The 26,188-nt window shown below is 70.4% G+C and carries 28 protein-coding genes; 10 read left to right on the top strand and 18 right to left on the bottom strand.

The genetic code is table 11. From position 1 onward, the window contains the following. Nucleotide 1: 1 nt before the first annotated feature. The 5 genes from ABCU91_RS05550 to ABCU91_RS05530 form a co-directional block, all read right to left on the bottom strand. A complete protein-coding gene (locus ABCU91_RS05550) occupies nt 2-301 on the bottom strand; it encodes a Dabb family protein (protein WP_406922579.1) in 300 nt (99 codons plus the stop codon). Further along, on the bottom strand, nt 298-555 hold the full coding sequence (locus ABCU91_RS05545; protein WP_133398575.1) for a glutaredoxin family protein: 258 nt from the start codon (nt 553-555) through the stop codon (nt 298-300). Before ABCU91_RS05545 ends, ABCU91_RS05550 begins: the two co-directional genes overlap by 4 nt. 97 nt (nt 556-652) lie before the next feature. After that, nucleotides 653-751, bottom strand: a complete 99-nt coding sequence (locus ABCU91_RS05540; protein ID WP_003792170.1) for a 30S ribosomal protein bS22 — start codon at nt 749-751, stop codon at nt 653-655. Between the two features lie 81 nt (nt 752-832). Further along, nucleotides 833-1,024 (bottom strand): helix-turn-helix domain-containing protein, encoded by a 192-nt coding sequence (locus ABCU91_RS05535; RefSeq protein WP_018186843.1) that lies wholly within the window; start codon nt 1,022-1,024, stop codon nt 833-835. A 100-nt stretch (nt 1,025-1,124) separates the two neighbouring features. Next, a complete protein-coding gene (locus ABCU91_RS05530) occupies nt 1,125-1,529 on the bottom strand; it encodes an ArsR/SmtB family transcription factor (RefSeq protein WP_413355100.1) in 405 nt (134 codons plus the stop codon). A gap of 67 nt (nt 1,530-1,596) precedes the next feature. Between ABCU91_RS05530 and ABCU91_RS05525 the strand changes: the two genes are divergently transcribed. Beyond that, a complete protein-coding gene (locus ABCU91_RS05525; protein WP_413355099.1) occupies nt 1,597-3,039 on the top strand; it encodes a TrkH family potassium uptake protein in 1,443 nt (480 codons plus the stop codon). After that, complete coding sequence (locus ABCU91_RS05520) at nt 3,032-3,703, top strand: potassium channel family protein (RefSeq protein ID WP_036310225.1); 672 nt, start codon at nt 3,032-3,034, stop codon at nt 3,701-3,703. The genes ABCU91_RS05525 and ABCU91_RS05520 overlap by 8 nt, the downstream gene beginning before the upstream one ends. A 21-nt stretch (nt 3,704-3,724) precedes the next feature. Here ABCU91_RS05520 and ABCU91_RS05515 read toward each other — a convergent pair whose 3' ends face one another. Beyond that, on the bottom strand, nt 3,725-4,222 hold the full coding sequence (locus ABCU91_RS05515) for a MarR family winged helix-turn-helix transcriptional regulator (protein WP_406922580.1): 498 nt from the start codon (nt 4,220-4,222) through the stop codon (nt 3,725-3,727). 65 nt (nt 4,223-4,287) lie between these two features. On the opposite strand from ABCU91_RS05515, the gene ABCU91_RS05510 reads away from it, so the two are divergent. Continuing rightward, on the top strand, nt 4,288-5,550 hold the full coding sequence (locus ABCU91_RS05510) for an MFS transporter (RefSeq protein WP_413355098.1): 1,263 nt from the start codon (nt 4,288-4,290) through the stop codon (nt 5,548-5,550). 9 nt (nt 5,551-5,559) lie between these two features. Here the strand turns inward: ABCU91_RS05510 and proC are convergent, their stop codons facing one another. Beyond that, nucleotides 5,560-6,393, bottom strand: coding sequence for a pyrroline-5-carboxylate reductase (proC, locus tag ABCU91_RS05505; RefSeq protein ID WP_406922582.1), 834 nt, complete (start codon nt 6,391-6,393; stop codon nt 5,560-5,562). An 84-nt stretch (nt 6,394-6,477) separates the two neighbouring features. Here proC and ABCU91_RS05500 point away from each other — a divergent pair, with 84 nt between their 5' ends. After that, entirely contained in the window at nt 6,478-7,590 is a 1,113-nt protein-coding gene (locus ABCU91_RS05500) for an alpha/beta fold hydrolase (protein WP_413355097.1), read from the top strand. 9 nt (nt 7,591-7,599) lie between these two features. Here the strand turns inward: ABCU91_RS05500 and ABCU91_RS05495 are convergent, their stop codons facing one another. Continuing rightward, nucleotides 7,600-8,028 (bottom strand): nucleoside deaminase, encoded by a 429-nt coding sequence (locus ABCU91_RS05495; protein ID WP_406923405.1) that lies wholly within the window; start codon nt 8,026-8,028, stop codon nt 7,600-7,602. A 68-nt stretch (nt 8,029-8,096) separates the two neighbouring features. On the opposite strand from ABCU91_RS05495, the gene upp reads away from it, so the two are divergent. Further along, nucleotides 8,097-8,729, top strand: coding sequence for a uracil phosphoribosyltransferase (gene upp / locus ABCU91_RS05490; RefSeq protein ID WP_091351750.1), 633 nt, complete (start codon nt 8,097-8,099; stop codon nt 8,727-8,729). A gap of 65 nt (nt 8,730-8,794) precedes the next feature. Here the strand turns inward: upp and ABCU91_RS05485 are convergent, their stop codons facing one another. Continuing rightward, entirely contained in the window at nt 8,795-12,265 is a 3,471-nt protein-coding gene (locus tag ABCU91_RS05485) for a TM0106 family RecB-like putative nuclease (protein WP_413355096.1), read from the bottom strand. A 22-nt stretch (nt 12,266-12,287) separates the two neighbouring features. Then, nucleotides 12,288-13,187 carry a hypothetical protein gene (locus ABCU91_RS05480; RefSeq protein WP_413355095.1) on the bottom strand — a complete coding sequence of 300 codons (900 nt, stop codon included), beginning with the start codon at nt 13,185-13,187 and terminating at the stop codon, nt 12,288-12,290. Between the two features lie 56 nt (nt 13,188-13,243). Between ABCU91_RS05480 and ABCU91_RS05475 the strand changes: the two genes are divergently transcribed. After that, nucleotides 13,244-15,310, top strand: a complete 2,067-nt coding sequence (locus ABCU91_RS05475) for an NAD(+) synthase (protein ID WP_413355094.1) — start codon at nt 13,244-13,246, stop codon at nt 15,308-15,310. Between the two features lie 23 nt (nt 15,311-15,333). Then, the gene (locus ABCU91_RS05470; protein WP_413355093.1) at nt 15,334-15,891 is read left to right on the top strand and encodes a nucleosidase; all 558 of its coding nucleotides are present in this window, start codon (nt 15,334-15,336) and stop codon (nt 15,889-15,891) included. A 15-nt stretch (nt 15,892-15,906) separates the two neighbouring features. Here ABCU91_RS05470 and ABCU91_RS05465 read toward each other — a convergent pair whose 3' ends face one another. From ABCU91_RS05465 to ABCU91_RS05440, 6 genes are read right to left on the bottom strand one after another with little or no spacing between them, the layout of a single operon-like run. Further along, nucleotides 15,907-16,086: a hypothetical protein gene (locus ABCU91_RS05465; protein WP_091351746.1), complete on the bottom strand. Its 180-nt coding sequence runs from the start codon at nt 16,084-16,086 to the stop codon at nt 15,907-15,909. A gap of 4 nt (nt 16,087-16,090) precedes the next feature. Beyond that, nucleotides 16,091-19,093, bottom strand: a complete 3,003-nt coding sequence (locus ABCU91_RS05460; RefSeq protein WP_413355092.1) for an AAA family ATPase — start codon at nt 19,091-19,093, stop codon at nt 16,091-16,093. Beyond that, nucleotides 19,090-20,238: an exonuclease SbcCD subunit D gene (locus tag ABCU91_RS05455; protein ID WP_413355091.1), complete on the bottom strand. Its 1,149-nt coding sequence runs from the start codon at nt 20,236-20,238 to the stop codon at nt 19,090-19,092. Before ABCU91_RS05455 ends, ABCU91_RS05460 begins: the two co-directional genes overlap by 4 nt. A 55-nt stretch (nt 20,239-20,293) precedes the next feature. Beyond that, nucleotides 20,294-21,775: an MFS transporter gene (locus ABCU91_RS05450; RefSeq protein WP_413355090.1), complete on the bottom strand. Its 1,482-nt coding sequence runs from the start codon at nt 21,773-21,775 to the stop codon at nt 20,294-20,296. Nucleotides 21,776-21,817: 42 nt separating this feature from the next. Beyond that, complete coding sequence (locus tag ABCU91_RS05445; protein ID WP_133398585.1) at nt 21,818-22,135, bottom strand: DUF2277 domain-containing protein; 318 nt, start codon at nt 22,133-22,135, stop codon at nt 21,818-21,820. A 42-nt stretch (nt 22,136-22,177) separates the two neighbouring features. After that, nucleotides 22,178-22,435, bottom strand: coding sequence for a hypothetical protein (locus ABCU91_RS05440; protein WP_406922592.1), 258 nt, complete (start codon nt 22,433-22,435; stop codon nt 22,178-22,180). A 119-nt stretch (nt 22,436-22,554) separates the two neighbouring features. On the opposite strand from ABCU91_RS05440, the gene ABCU91_RS05435 reads away from it, so the two are divergent. Then, nucleotides 22,555-22,887, top strand: coding sequence for a hypothetical protein (locus ABCU91_RS05435; RefSeq protein ID WP_413355089.1), 333 nt, complete (start codon nt 22,555-22,557; stop codon nt 22,885-22,887). Here ABCU91_RS05435 and ABCU91_RS05430 read toward each other — a convergent pair. Then, nucleotides 22,884-23,183, bottom strand: a complete 300-nt coding sequence (locus ABCU91_RS05430; protein ID WP_018186822.1) for a GNAT family N-acetyltransferase — start codon at nt 23,181-23,183, stop codon at nt 22,884-22,886. The genes ABCU91_RS05435 and ABCU91_RS05430 overlap by 4 nt on opposite strands. A gap of 418 nt (nt 23,184-23,601) precedes the next feature. Here ABCU91_RS05430 and ABCU91_RS05425 point away from each other — a divergent pair, with 418 nt between their 5' ends. Both ABCU91_RS05425 and ABCU91_RS05420 read left to right on the top strand, forming a co-directional pair. After that, a complete protein-coding gene (locus tag ABCU91_RS05425; RefSeq protein WP_406922593.1) occupies nt 23,602-24,318 on the top strand; it encodes a winged helix-turn-helix domain-containing protein in 717 nt (238 codons plus the stop codon). Between the two features lie 61 nt (nt 24,319-24,379). Further along, the gene (locus ABCU91_RS05420) at nt 24,380-25,315 is read left to right on the top strand and encodes a DNA-3-methyladenine glycosylase family protein (RefSeq protein WP_413355380.1); all 936 of its coding nucleotides are present in this window, start codon (nt 24,380-24,382) and stop codon (nt 25,313-25,315) included. Between the two features lie 2 nt (nt 25,316-25,317). On the opposite strand, the gene ABCU91_RS05415 is transcribed toward ABCU91_RS05420, so the two are convergent. After that, entirely contained in the window at nt 25,318-26,139 is an 822-nt protein-coding gene (locus ABCU91_RS05415) for an alpha/beta hydrolase (RefSeq protein ID WP_413355088.1), read from the bottom strand. Nucleotides 26,140-26,188: the final 49 nt, after the last annotated feature.

The raw sequence follows: 26,188 nt of genomic DNA, 5'->3' as shown, positions 1-26,188 counted from the left end.
CTCAGACCTCCACGTCGACGGCCATCCGACCGCCGGTCACGCTGCGGATGTACCCGGCGACCTCCTGGTGCGCGGGGTGCGCCTGGTAGGCGTCGAGGGCATCGAGGTCGTCGAGGTCGATCACGAGAGCGACGTCGGCATTGCTCTCGGGCACGGCGACGTTGACGCCGACGCTGAGGGAGCGGATGACGGGCACGACGCCGACCAGCCCTTCGAGCAGACGCGCGACCTCGGCTGCGTGCGCTACGCGCGTCTCGGCGTCGTCGGCGGCCATCTTCCACATCACGATGTGGCGGATCATGCTCGGGCGCTCTCGGTCAGGGCCGTGCGCAGGCGGTCGGCCGACACGCGCCAGTGCGCGTGCAGGTCCCCGTCGATCAGAACGACGGGGATCTTCTCCCACCACGTCGCGTAGAGCTCAGCGTCGTCGGCGATCGACAGCTCCTCGACGTCGACCTGGCCCTCGGGGAGGTCCGCGACGACGGTGTCGACGATCTCGCGGGCGACGTCGCAGAGGTGGCAGTCGGGTTTGGAGATGAGGGTGAGTGCGGTCACGGCATCCATTCTCACCCGGGAATGGATGCCGCGGACGCAACACGAAGCGCCCCGACGACCGGAGAACCGGTCGGGGGCGCTTGGTGTGCGATGCCGCTTACTTCTTGTTGCGGCGCTGGTGGCGAGTCTTACGAAGCAGCTTGCGGTGCTTCTTCTTCGCCATGCGCTTGCGGCGCTTCTTGATGACTGAACCCACGGTAAACCTCACTAAGTCGGGGTCTGGACGCGCAGTGTGGGCGTCCGGGAACGGCAAGACGGAAAAATGCCTCGGATCAGTCTAGCCGACGTCAGCGATAGGACGTTGCAAAGCTGCTGTGACGGCGGTTTCGGGGACGCGGTAGCTGCGACCGAAGCGGACGGCGGGAAGCTCGCCGGAGTGCACCAGCCGATAGACGGTCATCTTCGACACGCGCATGAGGTCCGCGACCTCAGCGACAGTGAGAAAGCGCACATCCGAGATGTCCGACATGTCCGTCCCCTTATGAATATGCGATCCCCCGCAGATTCCTCCACATTAGGGGTTCAGCGGGACGCGTGTAAACCTGTGTGACTCGTGGGGCGGGCGGGGCTCAGCGACCGGGGAGCTTGTTGAAGACGCTCGTGACCGCGTGCTTCGCCGACGCGGCTGCTCGACCCACAACCTCGGCGGCATGCGCAGCGCTCTCGGTGAGGGCGTGCGGCGTCGCCGCATCCTCTTCATCGACGGCGAAGAAGGGGAACAGCCAGTCGTCGACGGCGTCGAGCGGCGCCGGCGACAGGCTGTAGTACCGATGCTGGCCGTCCTCGCGGACGGAGACGAGGGATGCCTCCCGCAGCACCTTCAGGTGCTTGGAGACCGTCGGCTGGCTCACGCCGAGCGCCGACACGATCTGGGAGACGCTCGTCCCCTTCTCCCCCGACGCTCCTCGTTCACGGAGGAGCTGGAGGATGTCCCGACGGGTTCCGTCGGCGATCACGTCGAAGATGTCCGCCATGGCATTAGGTTAGCCCGCCCGCGCGCGGGAGTACCATGACAACGATCCGAACGAGGAAGGGGCGCTGATGACGGGCCTGGCCGTCGACGAGCGCGCCCCCCGGCGCGGACCGGCGTGGCATCGCCGCGCGTTCTCCGCGATGCGCGACCTCGCGACGGCGTCGCCGTCCCGCTTCGCCGTTCTCATCTTCTCGGCGCTGATCCTGCTGTTCACGGCGATCTTCTCCCTGCCGGTAATGGCGTCGGACGGGCAGGTCACCCCGCTCCCCGACGCGCTGTTCACCGCGGTGTCGACGATCTGCGTCACGGGACTCGCGACGGTCGACATGGCGACCCACTGGTCTCCGCTCGGCCACGTCGTGGTCTTCATCGGGGTCAACGTGGGCGCCCTCGGCGTGCTCACCCTCGCCTCGATCCTCGGCCTCGTCATCTCGAAGCGATTGGGCCTGCGAGCCAAGCTCCTCGCCGCCGGCGACAGCAACCCGATGCGCGCCCACGGCGGCCCGGTCAACGAGGGCCAAGCCGTCCGGCTGGGTGAGGTCGGCCAGCTGCTGGCGACCGTCGCCCTGTCGACGCTCGTGATCGAGGCCGCCCTCGCGGTCCTCCTCTACCCGATGCTGCTCGCCAGCGGGGTCGACGCACTGACCGCCCTGTGGGAGGCCCCGTACTACGCCGCGATGGCGTTCACGAACACGGGGTTCTCACCGAATGCCGAAGGCCTCGCACCCTTCGCCCAGAACTACCTCCTGCTGAGCGTCCTCATGGTGGGCGTCTTCCTCGGCTCGATCGGGTTCCCCGTCATCTACGCCCTGTGGAAGCACCACTGGCACGTGCGCAAGTGGTCGATCCACGTGAAGCTCACGCTCATCACGACCGTCGTCCTGTTCATCGCGGGAGCGAGCGCCTTCGTCATCCTCGAGTACGGGAACCCGAAGACCTTCGGCACGATGGATGCCTGGGACACCACCTTCCAGGCTCTGTTCCTCTCCGCGATGACCCGCTCGGGCGGTTTCTCGATCATCGACATCGGAGAGTTGCACGAGTCGTCGATCGTCGTCGGATCCATGCTGATGTTCGTCGGCGGCGGCTCCGCCTCGACCGCCGGCGGCATCAAGGTCACGACGCTCGCGGTCCTCGCCCTCGCGGTGTGGTCCGAGGCGAAGGGACGTCCGAGCGTCTCGGCGTTCGGCCGCCGCATCCCGAGCGACGTCCAGCGCGTCGCCCTGTCGGTCGTCGCGTGGGGCGCGACGATCGTCGCCCTGTCGACCATCACGATCGCGCACCTCACGAAGGCTCCCCTCGACGAGGTGCTCTTCGACGTCGTGTCGGGCTTCGCGACGGTCGGCCTGTCGACGGGGCTGACGCAGGAGCTGCCCGACCCCGCCGTCTTCGTCATGGCGCTGACGATGTTCATGGGACGCGTTGGTACAGTCACACTCGCGGCCGCCGTGGCCGCGACCAGCCGAACGCAGCACTACGCGCTGCCCGTGGAAAGGCCCATCGTTGGTTGAGCAGTTGCGCAGCGATTCGCCCGTCCTCGTCATCGGACTCGGTCGCTTCGGCGCCGCGTGCGCGGGCGAGCTCGACCGGCTCGACCGAGATGTCCTCGCGATCGACGACAGCCTCGACCTCGTGCAGAAGTGGTCGGAGCGCGTCACGCACGCCGTCCAGGCCGACGCGCGCAACATCGAGGCGCTGAAGCAGATCGGCGCGCAGGACTTCCAGGTCGCCGTCGTCGCCGTCGGCTCCTCGATCGAGGCATCCGTCCTCATCACCGCCAACCTCGTCGACCTCAAGGTCCCGCAGATCTGGGCCAAGGCGGTCTCGCAATCGCACGGCAAGATCCTCGCCCGCGTCGGAGCGAACCACGTCATCTACCCCGAGCGCGAGGCCGGCGAGCGCGTCGCGCACCTCGTGAGCGGCCGGATGCTGGACTTCATCCGGTTCGACGACGACTTCGTGCTGGCCAAGATGTACCCGCCGCGCTTCATCCGCGGTGTCGGGCTGAACGAATCCGGAGTCCGCTCGAAGTACAACGTCACCGTGGTCGGCGTGAAGAGCCCCGGCAAGCCGTTCCGCTACGCAGAAGCCACGACCGTCGTCACCAACCACGACCTCATCATCGTGTCGGGGACGAACTCCGACATCGAGCGGTTCGCCTCGCTCGACCGCTGAGCCCCGCGCCGGGGCCCAGCGTCAGATCTCCCGCTGGGCGTTCGCAAGAAGGCGCGCGAGGAGGTCGGCGAGCTCGACCCGCTCACTCTCGCTGAACCCGTCCAGCAGCCGCTCGTCGTGAGCGAGCGCGCGGGGCATCTCCCGCTCGACGACGGCGCGCCCGGCATCCGTCAACGACAGCTGCACCGCGCGACCGTCCCGGTCGGAACGCTCGCGACGCAGGAGGCCGACCGACTCGAGTCGCGTCGTGAGCTTCGTCGTCGCCGCCCCGCTGAGCATCGTCTCGGCGGTCACCTCGCTCGCACGGAGCGGGCGATCCATTCGGGCGAGGACGCAGAGGACGTCGAACTCCGATCGCGAGACGCCGCTGTCGGCGAGCAGACGTTCGATCTGAGCCGTGGCGAGTGCGCTCGTCCGGTTGAGCCTGCCCCAGACATCGATGGGCGACGTGTCCATCGCGGGCATCGACGCCGCCCAGGCAGCGCGGATGCGGTCGATCAGGTCGGCGCGCTCGGTCACGGGTCCACTGTAGTCGCGCCCACCTCATTATTTCACTAGTAAATCATCGGTGTACAATCGGAGGAATGACCGCCCTCGACACCGGAACCACCTCGACCACCACCGCTCCCGAGACCACCGCTCCGCGCTTGCTCTCGCAGCCGCCCGCCGTGTGGGCCATCGCCTTCGCCGCGATGATCGCGTTCATGGGGATCGGGCTCGTCGGCCCCATCCTCCCCACGGTCGCCGCCACGCTGCACGCCGCCCCGGTCGAGACGTCGCTCCTGTTCACGAGCTACCTCGCGGTGACCGCCTCGGCGATGTTCTTCACCAGTTGGCTGTCGACCCGGATCGGGACGCGCGCGGTGATGATCCTGGGCCTCTCGGTCATCGCCCTCGCCGCCGTCGGATGCGCCCTGTCGCCCACGATCGGCGCCCTGATCGCCTGCCGCGCCGTGTGGGGACTCGGCAATGCGCTGTTCCTCTCGACCGCGCTCGCATCGATCGTCTCGGCATCCGGTGGGCGCAGCGAGCACGCGGTCATCTTCTACGAGGCCGCACTCGGCATCGGGCTGGCCGTCGGTCCGCTCGTGGGCGGCCTGCTCGGCGAGATCGGCTGGTTCGCGGCGTTCTGGGGAACGGCATCCCTCCTCGCCGTCGGCGTCGTCGCCCTCCTGACCCTCGTCCGCGACCCCGGACACGCCGCGCAGCGCAGCTCGGTCGGTGCGCCCTTCCGCGCCTTCGCCGACAAGGGACTGCTCGCGATCAGCGTCGTCGCCTTCCTCTACAACGCCGGCTTCTTCGTCACCCTCTCGTACACGCCCTACGCCCTCGAGCTGCCGGCGGTCGGGATCGGCCTGGTCATGATGGGCTTCGGGATCGGCCTCGCGATCGCGGGCGTGCTCATCGCACCGCGCCTCACGAAGCGGTACTCGGTCGTCCAGGTGCTGTTCTGGTTCCTCGTCGCGTTCGCCGCGACCCACGTCGCCGCCTCGCTCAGCGCGGGCTCGCGCCCCCTGCTCGTCGTCTGCGTCGTGCTCCTGGGCGTCGAGATCGGCGCCGTCAACACGATCCTCACGGAGGCGGCGATGGAGGCGACGACGCTTCCGCGCGCCGTCGCGAGCTCGGCGTACTCCGGATTCCGCTTCTTCGGCGGCGCGATCGGCGCCCCCGTCGGCACCGCCCTCGCGGTGTACGGCGTCGGCGCCCCCTATGCGGCCGCTGCGGTATCGGCCGCCGTCGGCGCAGCCATCCTGTTCGCCGTGCGCCGTGTCGTGGGCCGAGCCGACCACACGGCGGTACTCAGCGAGCGCACGACGGCCGAGGATCTCACCCTCGGCGACGCCTGAGCGCCGGCCTCAGACGCCGGTCGCGAGCTCGCGCGCGCGGGCCAGCGCGGCATCCGTCGCCTGCGAGAAGAGACCGTCGAGGTTCGCCGTCTGCAGGACGCCGATGGCCCGCTCGGTCGTCCCCTTGGGGCTCGTGACGCGGCGGCGGAGCTCGGCGGGATCCTCACCGGATGCCGCGAGCAGCGCGGTCGCGCCGATGAAGGTCTGCTCGGCCATGAGGCGCGCGTCGGCCTCGTCGAACCCCTTGCCCCTGGCGGCCTCGGTGAGGGCCTCGACCAGCAGGAAGACATACGCAGGGCCCGATCCCGAGATGGTCGAGAGCGCGTCGATCTGCGTCTCGGGCACCTCGATGACCGCACCGCACGTCTCGAACAGCCGTCGCACGAGTGCGACGTGCTCCGGCGTCGCGGTCGATCCGGCAGCGATCCCGGTGACTGCCTTGCCGACGACCGCCGGCGTGTTCGGCATCGAGCGGATGACGGGGATGCCGGGACCGACGATGGCTTCGAACGTCTCGATCGTGACACCCGCGGCCAGGCTGACCACGATCGTCCCCGGCCGCAGCGCTCCCGCGATCTCGCGCAGCACGTCGGGGACCATAGCGGGCTTCACGCCGATCAGGACGATGTCGGCGGATGCCGCGGCATCCATGTTCGCGTCCGGTTCGTCCGCCACAGCCACGCTCGTCACCGCGTCGAGGCCATCGAGCTCGCGAGCCTTGGCGGCGGTGCGGTTGGTCACGACGACCGACGTCGCCTCTCCGGAGCGCGCGATGCCCTGGGCGATCGCACCTCCCATGGAACCTGCTCCGAGAATGGCGACGGGAGGAAGGTGGTGCGTCATGCCCCCATCCTGTCACCGACCTCACCGCTCGCGCCGGGCGCAAGAGGCTGGGAGCCTCCGAGGGGCGCGGCCTATCATCGGGTCATGACCCTCCTCGACGGAATCTCGTCCCGCATCATCGACACGGACCGCCTGGGCGTCAACATCCTCGAGCGCACCGGCGACGACCCCGAGACCACCACCGATCGGACCGTCGTCCTCCTCCACGGGGCGCTCTCGTCGGCTCTCGTGTGGCAGGAGCTCATGCAGGATCTGCCTGCGGAGTTCCGCGTCGTCGCGATCGACCTGCGCGGGTTCGGCGGAACGGAACACATGCCCGTCGACGCGAGCCGCGGTGTCCGCGACCTCAGCGACGACGTCGCCGTCGTGCTGTCACAGCTCGACATCGACACCCCGCACCTGGTCGGCTGGGACCTCGGCGGAGCGGTCGCGCTGCAATACGCGCTCGATCACCCGGTGCGGACGGTCCTGCTCGAGTCCCCCGTCTCGCCCTACGGGCTCGGCGGCACGCGCCTGGACGGCACGCGGCTGACCGACGACGATGCCGGATGCGGCGCGGGCATGGCGAATGCGGAGTTCGTCCGCCGCCTCACCGCGCGGGAGTCCGGCGACGAGGCGCCCACCTCCCCCCGCAGCATCTTCCGCGCGTCGTTCGTGGCGGAGGATTTCACCACCGAGCACGAGGACCTCTGGATCGAGGCGATGCTGTCGACCTCGACCGCGACCGGCAACTACCCGGGCGAAGCTGTCCCCAGCCCGCACTGGCCGGGCTACGCGCCGGGCCGGTTCGGCGTGCTGAACGCCCTCGCACCGTCGAACTTCGACGTCTCGACGATCGTCGAGCTGCAGACCAAACCCACCATCCTGTGGGTGCGCGGCGTCCTCGACCCCATCATCTCGGACACGTCCTTCTCCGACCCGAACCACCTCGGCGCCCTCGGGATCCTGCCGGACTGGCCGGGCGCCGACGTCGCCCCCGCCCAGCCGATGGTGTCGCAGACCCGCGAGGTTCTGCGACGCTACACGGATGCCGGGGGCACTGCGACCGAGCTCGCCCTGCCCGGCGTCGGCCACACACCCCACCTGGAGCGTCCCGCCGTCTTCCGTCGCGCGCTGCTCGAACTGACGGGGTACATCGGGTCTCCGGCATCCCCCGCCCCGCCGACCGAGGCGATCATCCTCAGTTCGTCCGACTGACCGGGGCGCTCAGCGCTTCGCGTCGAAGAAGGCGCGCAGCAGGGCGGCCGACTCCCCCGCGCGCACCCCGCCGAGGACTTCGGCGCGGTGCGGCATCCGCCTGTCGCGTAACAGGTCGTGGACCGACCCGGCCGCGCCCGCCTTCTCATCCCACGCGCCGAACACGACGCGGCCGACGCGCGTCTGCAGGATCGCCCCCGCGCACATGGTGCACGGCTCGAGAGTGACGACGAGGGTGCACTCCTCGAGGTTCCACGATCCGAGAGCGGATGCCGCCGCCCGCAGCGCGACGATCTCGGCGTGCGCGAGCGGATCGCCGTCGCGCTCGCGCAGATTCCGGCCTTCGCCGATGATGCGGCCCGCGCGCATGACGGCGGCGCCGACCGGCACATCGCCGTGAGCGGGGGCGGATGCCGCGAGTTCCAGCGCCCGGACCATCGCCGCATCGTCGGCGGCGGGAACGGGCAGACTCACGAGGTCAGCGTAGCCCCGGTACCCTTGGGCTCATGCGTGTGCACGTCGCCGACCACCCCCTCATCACCCACAAGCTCACGGTGCTGCGCGACAAGCGCACCACGTCGCCGGTCTTCCGCCAGTTGACGGAGGAGCTCATCACGCTCCTCGCCTACGAGGCGACCCGCGGCGTCCGCGTCGAGGAGATCGAGATCGACACCCCGGTCACCCGGACGACGGGCCTGAAGATCAGCGAGCCCCGCCCGCTGGTCGTGCCGATCCTCCGCGCCGGCCTCGGCATGCTCGAGGGCATGACGAAGCTGCTGCCGACGGCCGAGGTCGGCTTCCTCGGGATGGCCCGCAACGAGGAGACCTTCGAGCCGTACACGTACGCCGAACGCCTCCCCGACGACCTGAGCGACCGCCAGTGCTTCGTCCTCGACCCGATGCTCGCCACGGGCGGCTCGCTCGGCGCCGCGATCGACTTCCTCTTCGCGCGCGGCGCGCAGGACGTCACCGCGGTCTGCATCCTCGCGGCTCCCGAGGGACTCGCCGCGATCGAGAAGCAGGTCGGCGACCGCGACGTGACCCTCGTCCTGGGCGCTCTGGACGAGCGGCTCAACGAGAAGGGCTACATCGTGCCCGGCCTCGGCGACGCCGGAGACCGCCTCTACGGCACGGTCTGAGGCGGCACGGTCCGAGGCGGCACGGTCTGAGGCGGCACCGTCTGAACCTCGTGCCGCGCGGACGCTCACGGGCTCCCGACCAGCCGTGCGAAGGCGCTGAGCCGAGCAACTCCGTCCGGGGTCCGCGGGAGGTCGTCGAGCAGCCCGGTGCTGTAGACGACGTACGCCGTGTGCATCGCTCTCGACACGGCCACGTTGATGCGGTTCTGCAGCAGCAGGAACTCGAGTCCTCGCGGCGCATCCCGTCCTGACGACGCTGCGAGCGAGACGATGACGACGGCCGCTTCCTGACCCTGGAAGCGGTCCACCGTCCCGACACGGACGCCGGGGAATCCTGCGGCGACGAGCGCTTCTTCGACCAGGACCTGCTGCGCGTTGTACGGCGTCACGACGATGACGTCCTCGGGCGCGAGTGGCCGGGATGCGCCGCCGTCGGTCCAGGGGATGCCGCTCAGCTCACGGACGATCCGCACGACCTCGTCCGCCTCTTCGGGCGACTGCGTCGCGTTGCGGGTGTGGGCGATGGGCACGGGGATCACCCCGGCCGGCACACCCTCGAGGCGCCGCAGGGCGGTGTCGGGATGCGCCTCGAGCTGCCCTTCGTAGGCGAGCTGCGACACGGGCTCGGCCACCTCGGGGCGCATACGCCGCGTGCGGGCGAGGAAATACCCCCGATCGGCGGGAATCACGGCGTGGCCGTCCATGACCCATCCGAGCGCGGAGGTGTCGACCGGCTCGGGATGGGTGCCCTGACTCACCTGCGGCAGCTGCTGCGGGTCGCCGAGGAGGAGCAGCCGTTTCGCGGCGGCCGAGACCGCGATGGTCGAGGCGAGCGAGAACTGGCCCGCCTCGTCGATCACGAGAAGATCGAGCGAGCGGCGCGCGACGCGCCCGGAATGGGTGAGGTCCCAGGCCGTGCCGCCGACCACGAAGCCGGCAGGCTGCGCATCGATGTAGGCGGCCAGCTGATTCTTCGCGATGACGGTGAAACGCTCCCTGCCCGTCGCAGGCCCCTTCGGCGCCTTGGCGACCTGCGCGGCATCCAACCCGGCCTCGACGATCCGGTCGAGCATGTGCTCGACGACGTTGTGCGACTGGGCGACGACCCCGACACGGAATCCGCGCTCACGGACGAGCCGCGCGACGACATGGGACCCGACATAGGTCTTGCCGGTCCCCGGAGGACCCTGCACGGCGAGGTATCCGTCGGACAGCCCGGCGAGGGCTGCGGCGATGTCGGCGACGTCGTCACCCGTGCGCGGCAACGGGGCAGGCAGACGCGGCGGACGACGCAGCAGCAGGTCGGTCGCGGGATCCGTCGGCAGGGCCGGGGCGGAGGCCAGCACCGCGTCGGCCCACTCGTCGATGGCGGCCTGCTGGCTTCCCGCGCGCGGCGGGGCGGGCGGGGTGAGCGCGACGGGGAGCTCCTGCCACGTGAACCCCTGGTAGGCGTTCTCCGCGATCACGACGCCGTCTTCGAGGACGTCGACGACCGAGACGGACCGCGCGGCGTGGATCCAGCGCGGACTCGTCTCGATGGGGAACGGTGCCGGCAGCTCGTACAGGGCGTATGGGCTCTGACCGACCGTGATGCGCGTCCCCGGGGCGAACTCGCCGCGGATCTCGATGACGCGTCTGACGGCGGTGAGGCCTTCGGGTCGATGCCAATCGGTGAGCACACGGCACCGGTCGCGGTCGATCACGACCACATCGCGCGTGTCCTCCCACACCGACACCGGTTCGCGCAGGCGCAGGAAATGCGTCGCCCAGAACGTCTTCGCCTCGCGAGGGTAGTAGTCGATGGCCGCCGCTCCGAGCCGGAGTGCCTGCGCGACCGATTCGTCCTCGGCATCGTCGGCGAACCGCGAGAGCGCCTCGGCCTGGGGCGACGGCTCGTACACGGCCTCACCGGCGTCGGGCTCCCGAGAGGGCACCAGCTTCGCCTCGCGCGCGCGGTCGACGAGCCAGTCCCGCAGGCGCCGCGTCGACACGCAGTCGTAGCGGTTGTAGTCGGCGAGGTCGTCGAGGATGACTTCTGCAGCCGCGACATCGCCGGCATCCTGCAGAGCGCGCGCTTCGACGTAGCGGACGATCGAGTCGTCGCCGCGCTGCACGTCGCTCGTGCGGACTTCGTCGCCCATGTAGAGCGGCTCGAGCTTCTTGATGGAGTACGAGCGCGACCCCACCCGCAACGCCCGGCGGACGATCGGATAGAGATCGACGAATACGCCGTCGCGCAGCAGACGGTCGACAGCCGCCTCGCCCACCCCGTGACGTGCCGCCATGGCGAGCAGGTGCGTCGGCTCGTACGGCGCGTAGTGGTAGATGTGCATGCCGGGATGTGCGCGCCGCCGGACGGCGACGAACTCGAGGAAGTCCTCGAGGGCGCGCTTCTCGTCGGCGAACGAATGCGCCCAGAGCGCCGAATACTGCTCCGTCTCATCGACCCAGCCGAACAGGTAGTCGATCCCCCACTGCACGGCTGCGCCCTCGGTGTAGAGCGGATCGCCTTCGAAGTCGAAGAACAGGTCGCCGTGATCCGGTCGAGGCAGTGCTCCCATGGCTTTGGGGAAGACGACGTCGAAGGTCGGGACCGCCGGGCTCGCCTGGGCGGGGACGTCGTCGACTCCGCCGGCGGGGCTGTCGAGCTGCAGTCGCGCCTGGGTGCGGAGTCCCGAGAAGGTGTCCCACGACATCCGCGGCGGTGCTTCGCGGGATGCCGCGAGGTCGTCGATCGTGCCGACGCCCGCCGCGCGGAGGCGGTCGCGCTGGACGGGCCTCATCCCCGCGACGAGGAGGAGGTCCCGGTGCGCGACGACCTCGAGGTCGCACGTGGCGCATCGTCCGCAGGCGACCACGCGGAGCTCGCCGCGGTCATCGCCCCAGGGGATGGGCTCTCCGGCCGCGCCGGCGGCGAGGTTCCGGTCGGCGATGAGGGCGCGGAGCCGGTCGCGGCGCAGCGAGAAGACGGGCATCAGGTCGCGGACCGCGTGGGTCGAGACCGATCCGTCACCGAGGAGCAGCTGGACCTCGTCGGCGCGCGGCACCCCGAGTCGGTCGAGTTGGTCCACGTATGCCGCGAGCTGCATGAGGGCCGTGACGCGCGCGTGTCGCGCCAGCTTGGTGTCCTGAACGACCCAGCGCCCATCGACGCCGCGAACGAGGAAGTCCGCGAAGCCGACGAATTCCTCGGTCGAAAAGGCCGCCTGGTAGATCACATGGACGGCGGGATCGGCGAGCGCCGTATCGGTCGCGGCGACGGCGGCCGCGAGGCCCGCGGCATCCGACGACCTCGTCTCGGGGATCTCGACGACCGCACCCGGATGCGCATCTCGGTAGGCCTCGTAGACCCGCCGTTCGTGCTGCGTCCCGAGCCGCCCCGCCCGCTCGAGAGTGAGGTCCTCGGGGTCCTCGACCGCCGCGATCCGGCCGAGCTTCGCGTCGATCGCCCGCAGCCAGGCGAACTCGCACTCGGCTGCAGCCTTCAGATCGCTCGCGCTCCAGACGATCCGGCCGTCGTCTTCGATGTATCGCATGATCCCCTCTCGGGAATCGACACTATCCGCGGTCTCCGACACTCCCGCCGAGCATGCCCCGACGCCACGAATCCATGCGCTGCTGGGCGAACGTCGTCCCGAGCTCGTGGCGCAGCTCGGGATGCTCGGCCCAGAATCGCAGGGACGCGTAGATGAGCCATGCGTGGGCGCGGAATCCGCTGATGTTGAGATCGAGCAGGATCTCGTCGTCGGCGGCCCGGAGCTCCACCGAGGGCGTGAAGTCGCCCGTCTTCTCGTCGACGGCGGACACCGCGGGAGTGACGTGAGCGATCCGGGACCACTCGATGTCGTCGGTGTCGTCGAGGTAGTAGCGGGTCACGCCCGCCGGTCCCATCCCCACCCCGATCGGCAGCCGACCGAACGAGGCCGCCCGCCAGGTCGTGACGAACGCGAGGATCCCGGCCAGCAGCAGCAGGAGGGCGAGGAGCAGCAGCGGAACCAGCCAGATGAGCGCGAATGCCACATCCGTGATGACGGATCGGACGATCGCCCATCCGAAGACGACGGCGCCGAACGCGCCCGCCGCCGTGAAGCAACCGCTGAGCCACGCACCCGCACCGCGCTCGCGGAAGAAATGCACCCACGAATCGCGCGGCCGTTCCTTCGCCCGGGTGAGTGCCACGGCGTTGAGGAGCTCGGGCAGGTCGCGTTCCGCACCCGCGCGTTCGAAGTGGACGCCGAACCCCGCGGTCGCGGCCAGGAAGACGAACGTCCGCCAGGTCGCCGCGCCCGTGTCGTCGGCCAGGACGGCGAGGACTGCGGCCGCCCCGCTGAGGAACACGACGAGCGAGTAGGCGACGACGGTCCAGGGACGGATGCGGGTGGGAGTGCCGACCCGCCAGTCTTCGGGCAATGGATAGGGCGGTGGGAGCACGGGGTTTCCGGCGGCGCGGGAGGGCACCAGATGATGAAAGCACAGGCTGCCGCAGGCCGACGGCCACCTGACAGACTGGAGCCGTGACCCACGACCTTCCATTCGAGAACCCGTACCGGCACGGCTATGCGCGCGTCGCAGCGTGCACGGTTCCGGTCGCGATCGCCGACCCGGCGACCAACGCCGAAGCGGTCTTGGAGAGAGCGCGCGCCTGCCACGACGAGGGCGTCGCGGTCGCCGTGTTCCCCGAACTCTGCCTCTCGGGGTATGCCATCGAGGATCTCGTGATGCAGGACGTCGTCCTCGATGCCGTCGTCACCGCGATCGAGCGGCTGGTCGCGGCATCCGTCGACCTCTCCCCCCTCCTCGTCGTCGGCGCGCCGCTGCGGATGCAGAACCGGCTCTACAACTGCGCCGTCGTGATCCACCGCGGGCGTGTGCTCGGTGTCGCACCCAAGTCACACCTGCCCACCTACCGCGAGTTCTACGAGTCCCGTTGGTACGCACGCGGCGACGGGGCCCCCGACACCGTGACCCTCGCCTGTGAGGAGGTACCAGTCGGCACCGACCTGCTGTTCGAGGCGGCCGACGTGCCGGGACTCGTCGTCCATGCCGAGATCTGCGAGGACTTCTGGGTGCCGGTGCCGCCGTCCTCGCACGCGGCCCTCGCCGGCGCGACGGTCCTCCTCAACCTTTCGGGCAGCCCCATCACGATCGCGCGCGCCGAGGACCGCCGCATCCTCGTGCAGTCGCAGTCCTTCCGCTGTCTCGCCGCCTACGTGTACGCCGCTGCGGGTCAGGGCGAGTCGACCAACGACGTCTCGTGGGACGGGCAGACGATCATCTACGAGAACGGCACGCTCCTCGCCGAGACCGAGCGCTTCCCCGACGGCCCGCGGCACGCGATCGCCGACATCGACCTCGACCGCCTCCGCCAGGACCGCCTGCGCCAGGGCACGTTCGAGGACAACGCCCGCACGGAATCCTCGTGGCCGACCCGCATCCCCTTCACAGTGGAGCCGGCGGCATCCCTCACCGGCCTCCGCCGCCCGCTCGACCGCTTCCCCTTCGTGCCGGACGACCCTGCCCGCCTCGACCTCGACTGCTACGAGGCCTTCAACATCCAGGTGTCGGGACTCGAGCAGCGCCTGCGCGCGATCGGGCAGCCGAAGCCCGTCATCGGCGTCTCGGGGGGTCTCGACTCGACGCACGCCCTGCTCGTCGTCGCCCGCGCCATGGACCGGATGGGACGGCCGCGGAGCGACATCCTCGCCTTCACGATGCCCGGCTTCGCGACCGGAGAGCACACGAAGTCGAACGCGATCGCCCTCGCCGAGGCGATCGGCGCCACGATCGAGACGATCGACATCCGCCCGATGGCGACGGAGCTGCTGACCGGGCTCGGGCATCCGTTCGCGAAAGGCGAGCCCATCTACGACGTGACGTTCGAGAACGTCCAAGCCGGCGCCCGCACCGACTTCCTGTTCCGCCTCGCGAATCAGCGCGGCGGCGTCGTCATCGGCACGTCCGACCTGTCCGAGCTCGCCCTCGGCTGGGCGACCTACGGCGTCGGCGACCACATGGCCCACTACGGCGTGAACGCGGGGGTCCCGAAGACCCTCATCCAGCACCTCATCCGCTGGGTCATCGCGCACAGCGACGAGTCGGGCGCGACCCTCACCGACCGTGCCAAGGAGGTCCTGCAGGCCGTCCTCGACACCGAGATCAGCCCCGAGCTCGTGCCGGCCGGCCAGGACGGCAAAGTGCAGTCCACCGAGAGCACGATCGGCCCCTACGCCCTGCACGACTTCACGCTCTTCCACGTCCTCCGCTACGGCTTCCGCCCGTCGAAGATCGTCTTCCTCGCCGAGCACGCATGGTCTGACGCGGATGCCGGGGCCTGGCCTCCCGGCTTCCCCGCCGACGAGCGGTTCGCGTACGACCGAGCGACGATCGTGCGGTGGATGCGGGTGTTCCTGAAGCGCTACTTCGGGTTCGCGCAGTTCAAGCGCAGCGCTGTCCCGAATGCGCCGAAGGTCTCGCCTGCCGGCTCGCTCTCGCCGCGCGGCGACTGGCGCGCACCGTCGGACGGCAACGCGATGGCGTGGTTGGCCGAGCTCGACGCGGCCTTCCCCGGCGAGGAGCGCTGAGCTCCGGGTGGGATGATGGTCCGGTGAAGCTCCTCGTCGCCGCTCTGGATTCCGAACTCGTCGCCTTCCCCGCGGAGCTCCCCGGCTTCGACCGGCTCGTCACGGGCCCCGGCAAGCTGCAGGCCACGTACGCCCTGACGCGCGCGCTCGACCGCGCGAGCTACGACGAGATCGTCGTCGTCGGGACCGCCGGATCGGTGGATGCCGGCGCAGTGGGTGTGCACGACGTGACCACCGCACTGCAGCACGATGTGTCGGACGTCGACGGCGTCGCAGGCCAGCACGTCTCGCTGCCGCCGACGGTGTCGATCGCAGGCCGCGAGGGCACGACCATCGCGACGGGCGACCACTTCGTCGACGATGCGCAGACCGTGGAAGCGATCCGGGCCCTCGGCGGCACGCTCGTCGACATGGAGGCCTACGCCTACATCTGGGTGGCGCAGCAGTTCGGTGTGCCGATCCGCATCCTGAAGGCGGTCTCCGACAGCGCGCAGGATGACGCGATCACCGACTGGCGGGACGCCGTCGCGATCTGCAGCGGTCAGCTGCGCGAGCGGATCGCCGAGCTCTACGGCGTCTGACGCCCGCGGGATCGATCAGGCGTCGCGTCGGCTGAACAGCGAACGCAGCACGAAGAACACGATCAGCGCCACGACGGCGACGATGAGGATCTTTCCGAAGAAGAAGACCACCTTGAGCGCGATGTCGACGACGATCCACGCGATGATCACGGCGGCGATGACGCCGAGGATGGTCCAGATCGTGCCCTTTTTCATGCCTTCAGCCTAAGGGCTGGGTGACGACGTCCTGCCGGACGATGCTCGGCCCTTCCGGGGTCGCCTCGACGATGAGCTGAGCGGGGATCTGCTCCTTCATCGCCTCGACGTGACTGATGACGCCCACGATCCGGCCACCGGCGCGCAGCTCGTCGAGGGTGCGCATGGCGAGTTCCAGTGTCTCGGGATCGAGCGAACCGAACCCCTCGTCGATGAACAGCGTGTCGAGACGGATGCCGCCGGCCCGGGACGTGACCACTTCGGCGAGCCCCAGGGCGAGCGCGAGCGAGGCCAGGAAGGTCTCGCCGCCCGAGAGCGACTGCGGTGAGCGAAGCCGTCCCGTGTGCGCGTCGAGGACCTCGATGGACAGACCGGATGCCGCGCCCCGAGCCTGCTTCGCATCGGAGTGGCGCAGGGTGTAGCGACCCGACGACATCTCCGCCAGCCGCAGGTTCGCGGCGGCGACGATCTCTTCGAGCTCGGCGGCGAGGACGAAGGTCTCGAGGTCCATCTTCATCGTGTTGGGGGCCCTGCCCGCGACGGTGTCGGCGAGACGCGTGATCGCGGCGGCATCCTCGGCCTGGGTCGCGACGGCACCCGCGGCAGCGTCGATGCGCGCGACGAGGTCGCGCAGGCCCGTCGCGAGGCTCGTGGCGTCGGCCTCGGCGGTGATCGCGGCGGACCGGGCGTCGTCGGCCTCGGCTGCCTCGCGTGCAGCGGCCGAGACGGTCTCGGGAGCGGCCGTCTGATCGACGGTCTCGAGTTCGAGTTCGAGCGCGCGCGCTCGCGCGGCGGTGAGCGCGGCGGCGTGCTCCTCGACGCGACGCACGAGTCGATCCGTCTCGTCGGCCGGCAGGAGCGCGGCGAGGACGTCGGCCGGCGACGCGAACATCGTGCCCGCGATGCGTGCGTCCCGGTCGCCCTCCGCCGCGTCCGCCGCCTCTCGACGGGTCTGCTCGCCCCGGCGAGCGTCGAGCAGCACCGTGGCGAGCCGGCGGAGCTTCTCGTCGGCGGCGATGCGCGCGGCGACGCTCTCGTGCTCACCACGCGCCGCGTCGACGGCTCGGCGGGCGGTCTGCAGCGCCCCGTCGGCCGTCGCGAGCTCCTCGCGGAGGGCACCTGCGCGCTCGCGCACGGCCGCGGCCTCGCGGAGCGCGTCGGCTTCGAGCTCGTCGATCTGCTCGGAGTCGCGACTCAGCTCGTCGACGCGGGAGCGCGCGGCGACGGCTGCCTCGAGCCGATCGTCGAGGTCCGCCACGGCGTCAGCCAGCTGGCCGGCATCCCGACCGCCCGCCGCGGCTGAGGCCGCGGTGACGGCTTCCCGCGCTGCGGCGGCTGCGCGGGCGGCATCCTTCTCGGCCACGGCGGCCTCGTCACGCGCCTTCTCGGCGGCGGCCAGGTCATCGTCCGTCACGGGTTCGTCGTCGTGCGCCGCCGGACGGGGGTGCGCCGTGGATCCGCAGACCGCGCAGGGTTCGCCGTTGACGAGGGATGCCGCGAGTTCACCCGCGTAGCCGCGCAGGCGCTGACGGAGCACCTCGCCGACGTGGGCGGATGCCGCGGCGGAGCGTGCATTGGCGTCCGCGTACGCCGCTTCGGCTTCGGCAGCGCGGGGGCTCAGCCGTTCGAGAGATCGGGCAGCCTCGAGTCGTGCGACGAGGTCGGCGCGCGAGGCGGCGAGGTCGTCGTGTCGCCCGGCGACGGCGCGAGCCTCCGCGAGCTGACGTGCCGCATCCTGGCGGCGCTCGGGCACGGCCGCGAGGACGGCGTCGAGGTCGCGGAGCGCCTCCTCGACGCCTGCCAGCTCGTCTCGGCGACGCTGCTGCGCGTCGCCGAGGGCCGCGGCATCCCGTTCCGCCTCGGCGGCGGCCTGCGCACGGGCGATGCGGCTCGTGAGATCGTCGATCGTCGCGGGGAGATCGTCGTCGGGCGAACCGCCCGCAGCGGTCCAGGCGCCCTCCGCCGCGCGCTGATCCGCCTGCGCCGTCGCCAGGGCTTCAGCGGCCCGTGCTGCGTTCTCGACGGGAGCGCGCAGCGTCTCCGCGGCCCGTGCCCGGTCGACGCGTTGGCGGAGAGCGTCGATCTCGGATCGCTCGGACTCACGCGCGGCGAGGTCGATGCGGGCTCGCTCGAGGTCGGCGAGACGCTCCGCGATCTGGACGAGCCGCCGGTGCTCCGCCGTCGCTGCCTCGGCCCGAGCCGCCGCGACCGCTCGCTCGTTGCCGCGCGCATCGACGCGGTACTCGGCTCGCGCGAGAGCTCGCTCGACGGCTTCCTTGCGTCCGAGGACGTCCGCGTCGAGCGGCGCCTCGCCGGTATCCGCCCCGTGGAGGTCGTGCGTCGAGATCTCGCGCTCGGCGACCTCGAGGAGCGTACGCACCCGTGCACCGTTCTCGTCGAGCCGCTTCTGCGCGTCGCGCCGGCGTTCGTCGAGCGCGTCCTTATACGCCTCGAAGCGCCTGGTCCCGAAGAGGGTTCGGAGCAGCTGCTGGCGTTCCGCGTTGGCTGCGAGCAGGAACCGCGAGAACTTGTTCTGCGCGAGCAGGATGACCTGCTGGAACTGCTGCGCGCTGAGCCCGAGCACCTCGTCGAGGGCGATCCCGACCTCGCGCTGCTTGGCGGCACGGCCGACCCATCGGTCGCCGACCCACTCCTCGAGCTCGGCGCGCGCCGGTTCGAGGGTCAGACCGCCGCCGCGCTTGGCGGGCCGCTCGTACTCGGGTGCGCGAGTCACCCGCCAGCGGGTGCCGCCGACGGTGAACTCGAGCCGCACCTCGGTCGGGTCGGTGAGATGACTGTGGTCGCTGCGCAGCCGCCGGTCGCCACCCTCGTAGCGCGGTACTGATCCGTATAGGGCGAAGCTGACGCCGTCCAGGATGCTCGATTTGCCCGCACCCGTGCGGCCCGAAATCAAGAAGAGACCGTCGTCGTCGAAGGCGTCGAAGTCAACGGTCTGCCGCTCGCGGAACGGACCGAACCCCGTCACCTCGAGCCGGTGGAGCTTCACGCGAGGGCCTCCTGGCGCACCCGTTCGTCGAGTACGTCGTCGAGGAGGTCCGCCTCCCGCTCCGTCGTCCCCTGCCCCTCGCGCACATGGACGAGGAAGGCATCGACGAGCTCACGGTCGGAGCGCGCGGCGCGGACGCGCTCGACGTAGGTCGCCGTGTCGCCGGTGCGAACGGTCGTCGGCGCGTGCACGACCTTTGCGCAGAAGGGGAACCGCTGCTGCAGCCGACGAAGAGGATCCGCCTCGGGAAGGTCATCGGTGTACTCGACGCACACCCACGCCTCCGCATGGACGGCGAGCGCCTCGTCGGACAGGATCTCGGCGAACGGACCGCGGAGCGTCACGAGGCGACGGGGCACCGGCAGGTCGAGCCACTCGACGACGGCGAGGCCGTCGGCATCCAGGTCGATGAGCCACGATCCGCGCGGCTTGTCACCCTCGCCGAAGCTGTAGTGCAGGGGCGCGCCGGCGTAGCGAACGCTCTCGGACAGACGCTGCCGTCCGTGGATGTGCCCGAGCGCCATGTAGTCGACACCGTCGAAGGTCGACAGCGGCACGACGTCGAGGCCGCCCTGCTGGATGTCGCGCTCGAGGTGCGGTGTCGGCTCGACGCCCGCGGCGAAGCAGTGCGCGATCGCCACCGAGCGGCCGCCCCGCTCGGCGAGATCGGCGCGGACGAGATCCATGGCACGCCCGAGGACGGCAGCCTGGGTGCGCACCCCCTCCCACCGGTGCCGCAGGAGCGCCGGCTCGAGGTAGGGGATGCCGTAGAAGTGGACGGGCCCATGGGCGTCGTCGATCGTGAGCGGGGTGCCCACGGCATCCGGATCGGTCAGGACGTGGATGCCGTCGCGCAGCAGCCCTGCCTGGAACCCGAGCCGCGCCGCGGAGTCGTGGTTGCCGCTCGTGACCACGACACGCGCGCCCGCGTCTGCGATGCCGCGGAGCGCGTCGGACAGGAGCGTGTAGCAGGCGGCTGCCGGGGTTGCGGAGTCGAACACGTCACCCGCCACGATCACGACGTCGACGCGGTGCTCACGGACCTGCGCGATCAGTCCATCCAGCACACCGCGGAGCGCATCGAGCGTGGAGTGACCGTGGAAGGTCCGCCCGATGTGCCAGTCGGAGGTGTGCAGGATGCGCATGCTCACACGGTAGATCGAGGCTCCGACATCGCCGTCCAGGCGTGCCGCGCGGGCGTCACTCGGCGGCCGGTGCCGCTGCGCCGCGACGGCGCAGATTGATCAGATCCATGACCGAGATGAACGTCGCGATCGCCAGGAAGAGCCCGACCGCAGCCATGCCGTAGGCGTATGCGTCGTGGAAGATCGCGAGGGATTCCAGTCCGGCATCCGATTCACGGTAGATCGTCGCATAGAACAGGGACAGCCCGATGGCGGTACCGACGGCTGTCCCCACGCGCTGGCCGAGCTGGCCGACCGACCCCGCGAGTCCGCCCTCGCGGACCGGGATCTCGGACAGGGTGAGGGTCTGATTCGGCGAGACGACCAGACCACCGCCGGCGCCCGCGACCAGGAGTGCGGCGGCCATGCCGTAGGCGACGGTCTCGGGCGGCATCGTGTAGGCGACGATCGTGAGCGCGACGACGCTGACGAGGACGGTCAGCAGCCCGATGGTCACCAGCTGACGGCCGAACCGGTTGACGAGCAGTCCGCCGTAGTACGACGACACGGCGCTCGCGACGGCGAACCCGATCGAGACCATGCCGGCGAACACCGGCTCGAGGCTCACACCGATCTGGAGGAACAGGGTCCCCAACAGGAACATCGGCGGGATCGCGGTGAAGTAGGCCACGACGACGAACGTGCCGTTGCGATACGAGGGGATGCGGAACATCCGGAACGGGATAAGGGGCTGACGGCCGGATGCCGCGTACCGCCGCTCCCACCAGAAGAAGAGCGTCGCGAACAGGACGAAGGCGGTCAGCAGCCACCAGCGGTTGGGGTCGTCGTCGGGTGAGCCGGTCGTGAACAGGAACGGCCACATCAACGAGATGACCGTGAATGCGAACAGGACGATGCCGATCGGGTCGAGCTGCAGGCGCTTGCCGCTCGCGGTGCGGGTCTGCGGCAGCAGCCAGATGACCCCGGCGAGGACGAGGAGGCACAGCGGCACGTTGAACCAGAAGATGCCGCGCCACCCGTCGGTCTCCCCGCCGATCGCGATCATCAGACCGCCGAGGGTGGGCCCGAACGCCGTGGCGATGCCGATGGTCGCGCCGAACAGGCCGAACGCGCGGCCGCGCTCCTTGCCCGTGAACAGCTGCTGGATCGTGCCCATCACCTGCGGCATCTGGATGCCGGCCGCGATTCCCTGCACGAGTCGGGCCGCCATGAGCACCTCGATGCTCGGCGCGAGCGCGCACGCGGCGCTCGTGAGGGTGAAGAGGCTGAGGCCGACGATGAAGAGGGCCTTGCGCGACCGCTGATCCCCGAGGCGGCCGAACGGAACGAGCGCGAGGCCGAAGGTGAGGATGTACCCCGAGACCACGAGCTGAAGCTGGGTCGAGGTCGCTCCGAGCGACGTCTCGATCGCCGGAAGCCCGACGTTGACCTTGCTGAGGTCGAGGATCGTGAACGCCGCGACCGACACGCAGACCCAGAACGCCCGCCAGCGCTGCGAGGAGGACAGGGGAATGCTGGCTGTTACAGGCGATGTCATGACCGTCTCACGTTACCGGCAGCCCGGCGGACGAGGGCGATGTCAGGATGCCGCGGCGCGCTCCGCCTTCTTCCGATCCTGGAACTCCCGGAGGGCCTCGTAGCGGTCCGCGGACCGGGCGCGACGCTTCTCCGCCTCCTCATCGCGATCCTTCGGGGGAACCGTCGACACGAGGTCGTCGAGCAGTCGTCGCGTCGCGGCGGCGATCTCCTCGACGGCGCGCTCGAACGCCTCGGTGTTGGCCTGCGACGGTTTGTTCATCCCGCTGATCTTGCGGACGAACTGCAGGGCGGCATCGTGGCATTCGGCATCCGTCGCCGCCGGCTCGAAGTTGTGGAGCGGAACGATGTTGCGGCACATGGCCGTCACGGTACGCCCGCACGTCCGCGTCCGCCAGGGGACTCACTCGGCCCGGCGATCCGCCTGCTCGTCCGTGAGCACGTCGGGGTCGAGGCCTTGCTGGATCTCGGCGCTCTCGACGAACGGGTCGGGCGCGGCATCCGGCATCGGAGCGCCCTCACCGCGTCCGCGGTCGGCGTCGTCCTCGGCTTCCTTCTGCTCGTTCGTCACGGCACCGGAGGCGGCGGCGGGAGCATCCTGCTCCGACCATCCACCCGCGGGTGCGGCATCGCTCATCCGGTCGTCGGCGTCGTGATCCATGGTCGTCTCCTCATCGTGGTCGTCCACTCATGGTGTCCCGCGGGCGACGGGCGGCCTACGGGCTTGACCGCATCGGTCCGGCACGACTACGAACGAGGAGGACGGGCGAAGGGAACGGGATGTCGGGACACGATCGGGACACGGCGAGCGGGCCGTTCGTGGTGACCCTCGTCGTGGATCTGCCGATCACAAAACCCGATGCGCTGGAGACGATCGCGTTCGCGTGCGACGGCGTCGTCGAGCACGCGCGCACCGCGTACCCGCGCGTCAGCCTGTCTCCCGGCGCGTGGGCGGAAGTCCAGATCCCGAAGTTCGCCGACCCCCCGCCGCTGGCGATCGACGTCTGCTCCGACAAATCCACGGCGGTCGCTCGGGCTGCCGCCGACCGCTTGCGCGGCGCGCTCGAGAATCTAGGGTGGCGGATCCGCGATCCGAGACCCGGCGAGGCCTAGGCCGTCCGACGCTCCTTCAGCAGGGACTCGTGGCCGGGGTTCGCGTCGAACCAGTCGGCGACGTACCAGCAGACGGGGATCACGCGCCGGTCGCCGCGGCGCTCGAGGTCCGACACCACACGCCGCACCAGCTCCCCCGCGTAACCCGAGCCGCGGAACGTGGGGATCGTGTACGCACGGGTCAACGCGATCGTCGTGCCGTCGTCGTTGTAATCGAGGATGCTGACGAGATCCTTGCCGCGGTGCAGGCTGTACCGGGCGGCATCCTTCTCGTCGGTGAAGATCAGCTCGCTCATGCGTTCACGGTACGCCGGTCGCCGGGTGTCCCACGCGATCTGCGCCGGATTGAGCAATCTGTCACATTCCGTCATCCGGAGCGCGCCGGGCCCGGGCGGTTTGACACATCCCGACGCGGTTCGTCATAATCGGCCACATGACTGACTTCGCACGCACTCTGTCCGCCCGGGAGGCGAACGGAACTGCCGGCATCATGATGCCGCAGCGTGCTGTCATGTGTTGCCGAATGTGTCGCTGACACGGTGATCCCCGCCGGGTCGCTCCGCCGCTTCTGAACGCGGCGATCGACCCCCGAGACTCCAGCCCCCGCCCACAACGCGGATGCCGGTTTCTCGCACATCGGCCCCTGTGAGGCCACCCGCGCAACACTCTCGAACCCGCGTCCCGCTCCGGGTTCCCCCTTCGAAGGACATCGCCATGTCGACCTCCGCTCTCCTCTCCGCCCCCGCCGCTCCCCGTCACCTCCGCGCCGTCGAGGACATCGCCACCCCGCCTGTGACGGAGCGCCCCGCGCCCAAGGGACTTCCCGCCGGCACCGCCCCCCGCGGATTCGCCCTCTACGTCGGTCTCGACGAGCTGAAGGCAGCTGCTGACGGTGTCAGCCTCTCGGTCATCGTCGATGCGCTCCGCCGCACGATCGCCGAACTCGCCCCGTCCGCCGAGACCCACGCCACCGTCGCGCTCGCCCCCGTCGGCGCCGGCGGCCGCGACGTCGACGTCGTCCGACTCGCCCTCCACGAGCCCGCCGCCGTGGCCCGCACCAAGCCCGAGGAGCCGCTCGAAGAGCACGTCCCCGGTGGCGTCACGATCGACATCTCCCGTCGCCGTGTGCATATCGACGGCGAGACGGCGTCGCTCACCTTCAAGGAGTTCGAACTGCTGCAGTACCTCGTGCTGCGCGAGGGCAGCACGATCGAGCGCACCGAGCTCGTCTCCTCCCTGTGGAGCCACGCCGACGGTGACGACGCTCCCGGCGAGCGCACGATCGACGTCCACGTCCGACGCCTGCGCTCGAAGCTCGGCCGCTACGAGGACATCGTCCGCACGGTCCGCGGCATCGGCTACCGCTTCGACCGGCACGCCGACGTCGTCATCCGCTACGGCCACGGCACCCCCTCGCCCGACCGCTTCTGATCAGCCGGCTGTCGGCGCCCGGACGTAGGGTGTCGGCATGAGATCGGGACTGCGTGAACGGATGCCGCATCCGTCGCCGTCCCGGCACCTGAAGCCCCTCGAGGCGGAGTACCGCCCGAAGGTCCCGACCGATGTCGCGGGCGCGATCCGGTATCAGCAGCGCGGTGCGCACGATCCCTCGCAGACCACGGCGGACGGCGTCATCTGGCGGGCGACCCGCACTCCCGAGGGCGTCGCGACGATCGCGGTCCGTCCCGGGCTGCGCACCGTCCGGGCGGCCGCCTGGGGACCCGGGGCGGCATGGACGTTGGACCAGTTGCCGCGCCTGTGCGGCGCGGACGACGACCCCGGCGATTTCGATGCGTCTCGGCATCCGCTCATCGCGGCGACCCACCATCGGCGACCCGACCTGCGGATCGGGGCGACCGACCTCGTCTTCGAGGCGCTCGTCAGCAGCGTCTTCGAGCAGAAGGTCACGGGGCTGCAGGCCTTCGGTGCGTGGCGCTGGATCCTGACGCGCTACGGCGAGCCGGCGCCCGGGCCGACGCCGCGGCCGATGTACGCGCCGCCGGCGGACTGGCGGATGATCCCGAGCTGGTCGTGGCACCGCGCCGGCCTCGAACCGCCGCAGTCGCGCACGATCGTCGACGCCGCGCGTCGCCGCACCTCGATCGAGCGCGCCGCGGTCGCGGCGACGACCGGGGACGACCGCGACCGGGTCTTCACGAGCCTGCCGGGGGTCGGGGTCTGGACGAGCGCCGAGGCCCGCATCCGCGCCTTCGGCGATCCCGATGCGGTCAGCTTCGGCGACTACCACGTTGCGCATCAGGTCGGCTTCGCGCTGACGGGTTCGCGCGTCGACGACGACGGGATGCGGGAACTCCTCGAACCGTGGAAGGGGCAGCGCCAGCGGGTCATCCGCCTCATCGGGGCGAGCGGCGTCGTCGAACCCCGCCGCGGCCCCCGACTCGCGCCGGAGGACCACCGGAACCGCTGAGGTCAGATCCGGCGGAGAGCAGCGAGCGCTGCGGGCAGGTGGTCGAGGACCGCGATGTGTCCGACGTCGGGAATCCGCAGCAGCGTCGCACGAGGGATGCCTTCGGCGATCGCAGACGCATGCGATGGCGGGATGACGCGATCGAGCTCGCCCTGCACGACCATCACCGGAGCGACGACGTCGGCGAGCGCGAACCCCCAGGGCCGGGTGAAGGCGACGTCGTCGTCGACCAATCCGTCCGATCCCCACTGCGCGGATGCCGCGACGTCCTCACCCAGGGATGCCCACGTCTCTTCGAGCGCCCGGTAGTCCGCCTCGACGAAACTCGTCGGATCAAACTCCTCCACCTCGAGATGAGCCGTGCGCGACGCGATCCCCGCGGTGGCGGATCGAAGACCCGACGGGTCGGCCATGCCCGAGAACCACGATGCGTGGTCCGGGCGGAACGGCGCGATCGACGCGAGGGTGACGACGCCGGAGATGCGCTCGGGTGAGAGGGCTGCGACGCTAAGCGCATGGGGGCCGCCCCCGGAGGCTCCCACCGACACGACGCTCCGCAGGTCGAGGATGTCGAGCACTTCGGCGGCCCGTGCAGCCGCGTCACGGACGGTTCGCCCGGGCAGGCGAGGCGCTCCCCCGTACCCCGGCCGGGCGATCGACACGAGGTCGAGACCGGCGGCATCCGCCATCGCGGCCACGGGTGGCAGGACCGCGCCGGTCTGCGGGGAGCCGTGATGCCACAGGAGCACCGGGCGGTCCACTCCCGGCCGTTCGACGCTGGCGTGGACGACGTGATCGGCGAGTTCCGGACGGGTGAGCCTCATCCGCGCCACCGTAACGGTCCTCGGGCCGATGCGCGACCGCGGGTCGGGG

This window comes from Microbacterium phoenicis (genome assembly GCF_047302325.1).
GTDB lineage: Bacteria > Actinomycetota > Actinomycetes > Actinomycetales > Microbacteriaceae > Microbacterium.
The sequence above is the reverse complement of the archived record's forward strand: the minus strand, read 5'-3'. Positions and strand labels throughout refer to the sequence as shown.

What these genes read in the sequence shown, in the direction of transcription:
- ABCU91_RS05465 (WP_091351746.1), bottom strand. Translation starts at nt 16,086, where the DNA reads ATGAAAAAGGGCACGATCTGGACCATCCTCGGCGTCATCGCCGCCGTG.
- ABCU91_RS05430 (WP_018186822.1), bottom strand. Translation starts at nt 23,183, where the DNA reads ATGAGCGAGCTGATCTTCACCGACGAGAAGGATGCCGCCCGGTACAGC.
- ABCU91_RS05510 (WP_413355098.1), top strand. Translation starts at nt 4,288, where the DNA reads ATGACCGCCCTCGACACCGGAACCACCTCGACCACCACCGCTCCCGAG.
- ABCU91_RS05440 (WP_406922592.1), bottom strand. Translation starts at nt 22,435, where the DNA reads ATGGATCACGACGCCGACGACCGGATGAGCGATGCCGCACCCGCGGGT.
- ABCU91_RS05500 (WP_413355097.1), top strand. Translation starts at nt 6,478, where the DNA reads ATGACCCTCCTCGACGGAATCTCGTCCCGCATCATCGACACGGACCGC.
- ABCU91_RS05455 (WP_413355091.1), bottom strand. Translation starts at nt 20,238, where the DNA reads ATGCGCATCCTGCACACCTCCGACTGGCACATCGGGCGGACCTTCCAC.
- ABCU91_RS05415 (WP_413355088.1), bottom strand. Translation starts at nt 26,139, where the DNA reads ATGAGGCTCACCCGTCCGGAACTCGCCGATCACGTCGTCCACGCCAGC.
- ABCU91_RS05420 (WP_413355380.1), top strand. Translation starts at nt 24,380, where the DNA reads ATGCCGCATCCGTCGCCGTCCCGGCACCTGAAGCCCCTCGAGGCGGAG.
- proC (WP_406922582.1), bottom strand. Translation starts at nt 6,393, where the DNA reads ATGACGCACCACCTTCCTCCCGTCGCCATTCTCGGAGCAGGTTCCATG.
- ABCU91_RS05435 (WP_413355089.1), top strand. Translation starts at nt 22,555, where the DNA reads ATGTCGGGACACGATCGGGACACGGCGAGCGGGCCGTTCGTGGTGACC.
- ABCU91_RS05425 (WP_406922593.1), top strand. Translation starts at nt 23,602, where the DNA reads ATGTCGACCTCCGCTCTCCTCTCCGCCCCCGCCGCTCCCCGTCACCTC.
- ABCU91_RS05485 (WP_413355096.1), bottom strand. Translation starts at nt 12,265, where the DNA reads ATGCGATACATCGAAGACGACGGCCGGATCGTCTGGAGCGCGAGCGAT.
- ABCU91_RS05450 (WP_413355090.1), bottom strand. Translation starts at nt 21,775, where the DNA reads ATGACATCGCCTGTAACAGCCAGCATTCCCCTGTCCTCCTCGCAGCGC.
- ABCU91_RS05525 (WP_413355099.1), top strand. Translation starts at nt 1,597, where the DNA reads ATGACGGGCCTGGCCGTCGACGAGCGCGCCCCCCGGCGCGGACCGGCG.
- ABCU91_RS05550 (WP_406922579.1), bottom strand. Translation starts at nt 301, where the DNA reads ATGATCCGCCACATCGTGATGTGGAAGATGGCCGCCGACGACGCCGAG.
- ABCU91_RS05445 (WP_133398585.1), bottom strand. Translation starts at nt 22,135, where the DNA reads ATGTGCCGCAACATCGTTCCGCTCCACAACTTCGAGCCGGCGGCGACG.
- upp (WP_091351750.1), top strand. Translation starts at nt 8,097, where the DNA reads ATGCGTGTGCACGTCGCCGACCACCCCCTCATCACCCACAAGCTCACG.
- ABCU91_RS05495 (WP_406923405.1), bottom strand. Translation starts at nt 8,028, where the DNA reads ATGGTCCGGGCGCTGGAACTCGCGGCATCCGCCCCCGCTCACGGCGAT.
- ABCU91_RS05530 (WP_413355100.1), bottom strand. Translation starts at nt 1,529, where the DNA reads ATGGCGGACATCTTCGACGTGATCGCCGACGGAACCCGTCGGGACATC.
- ABCU91_RS05535 (WP_018186843.1), bottom strand. Translation starts at nt 1,024, where the DNA reads ATGTCGGACATCTCGGATGTGCGCTTTCTCACTGTCGCTGAGGTCGCG.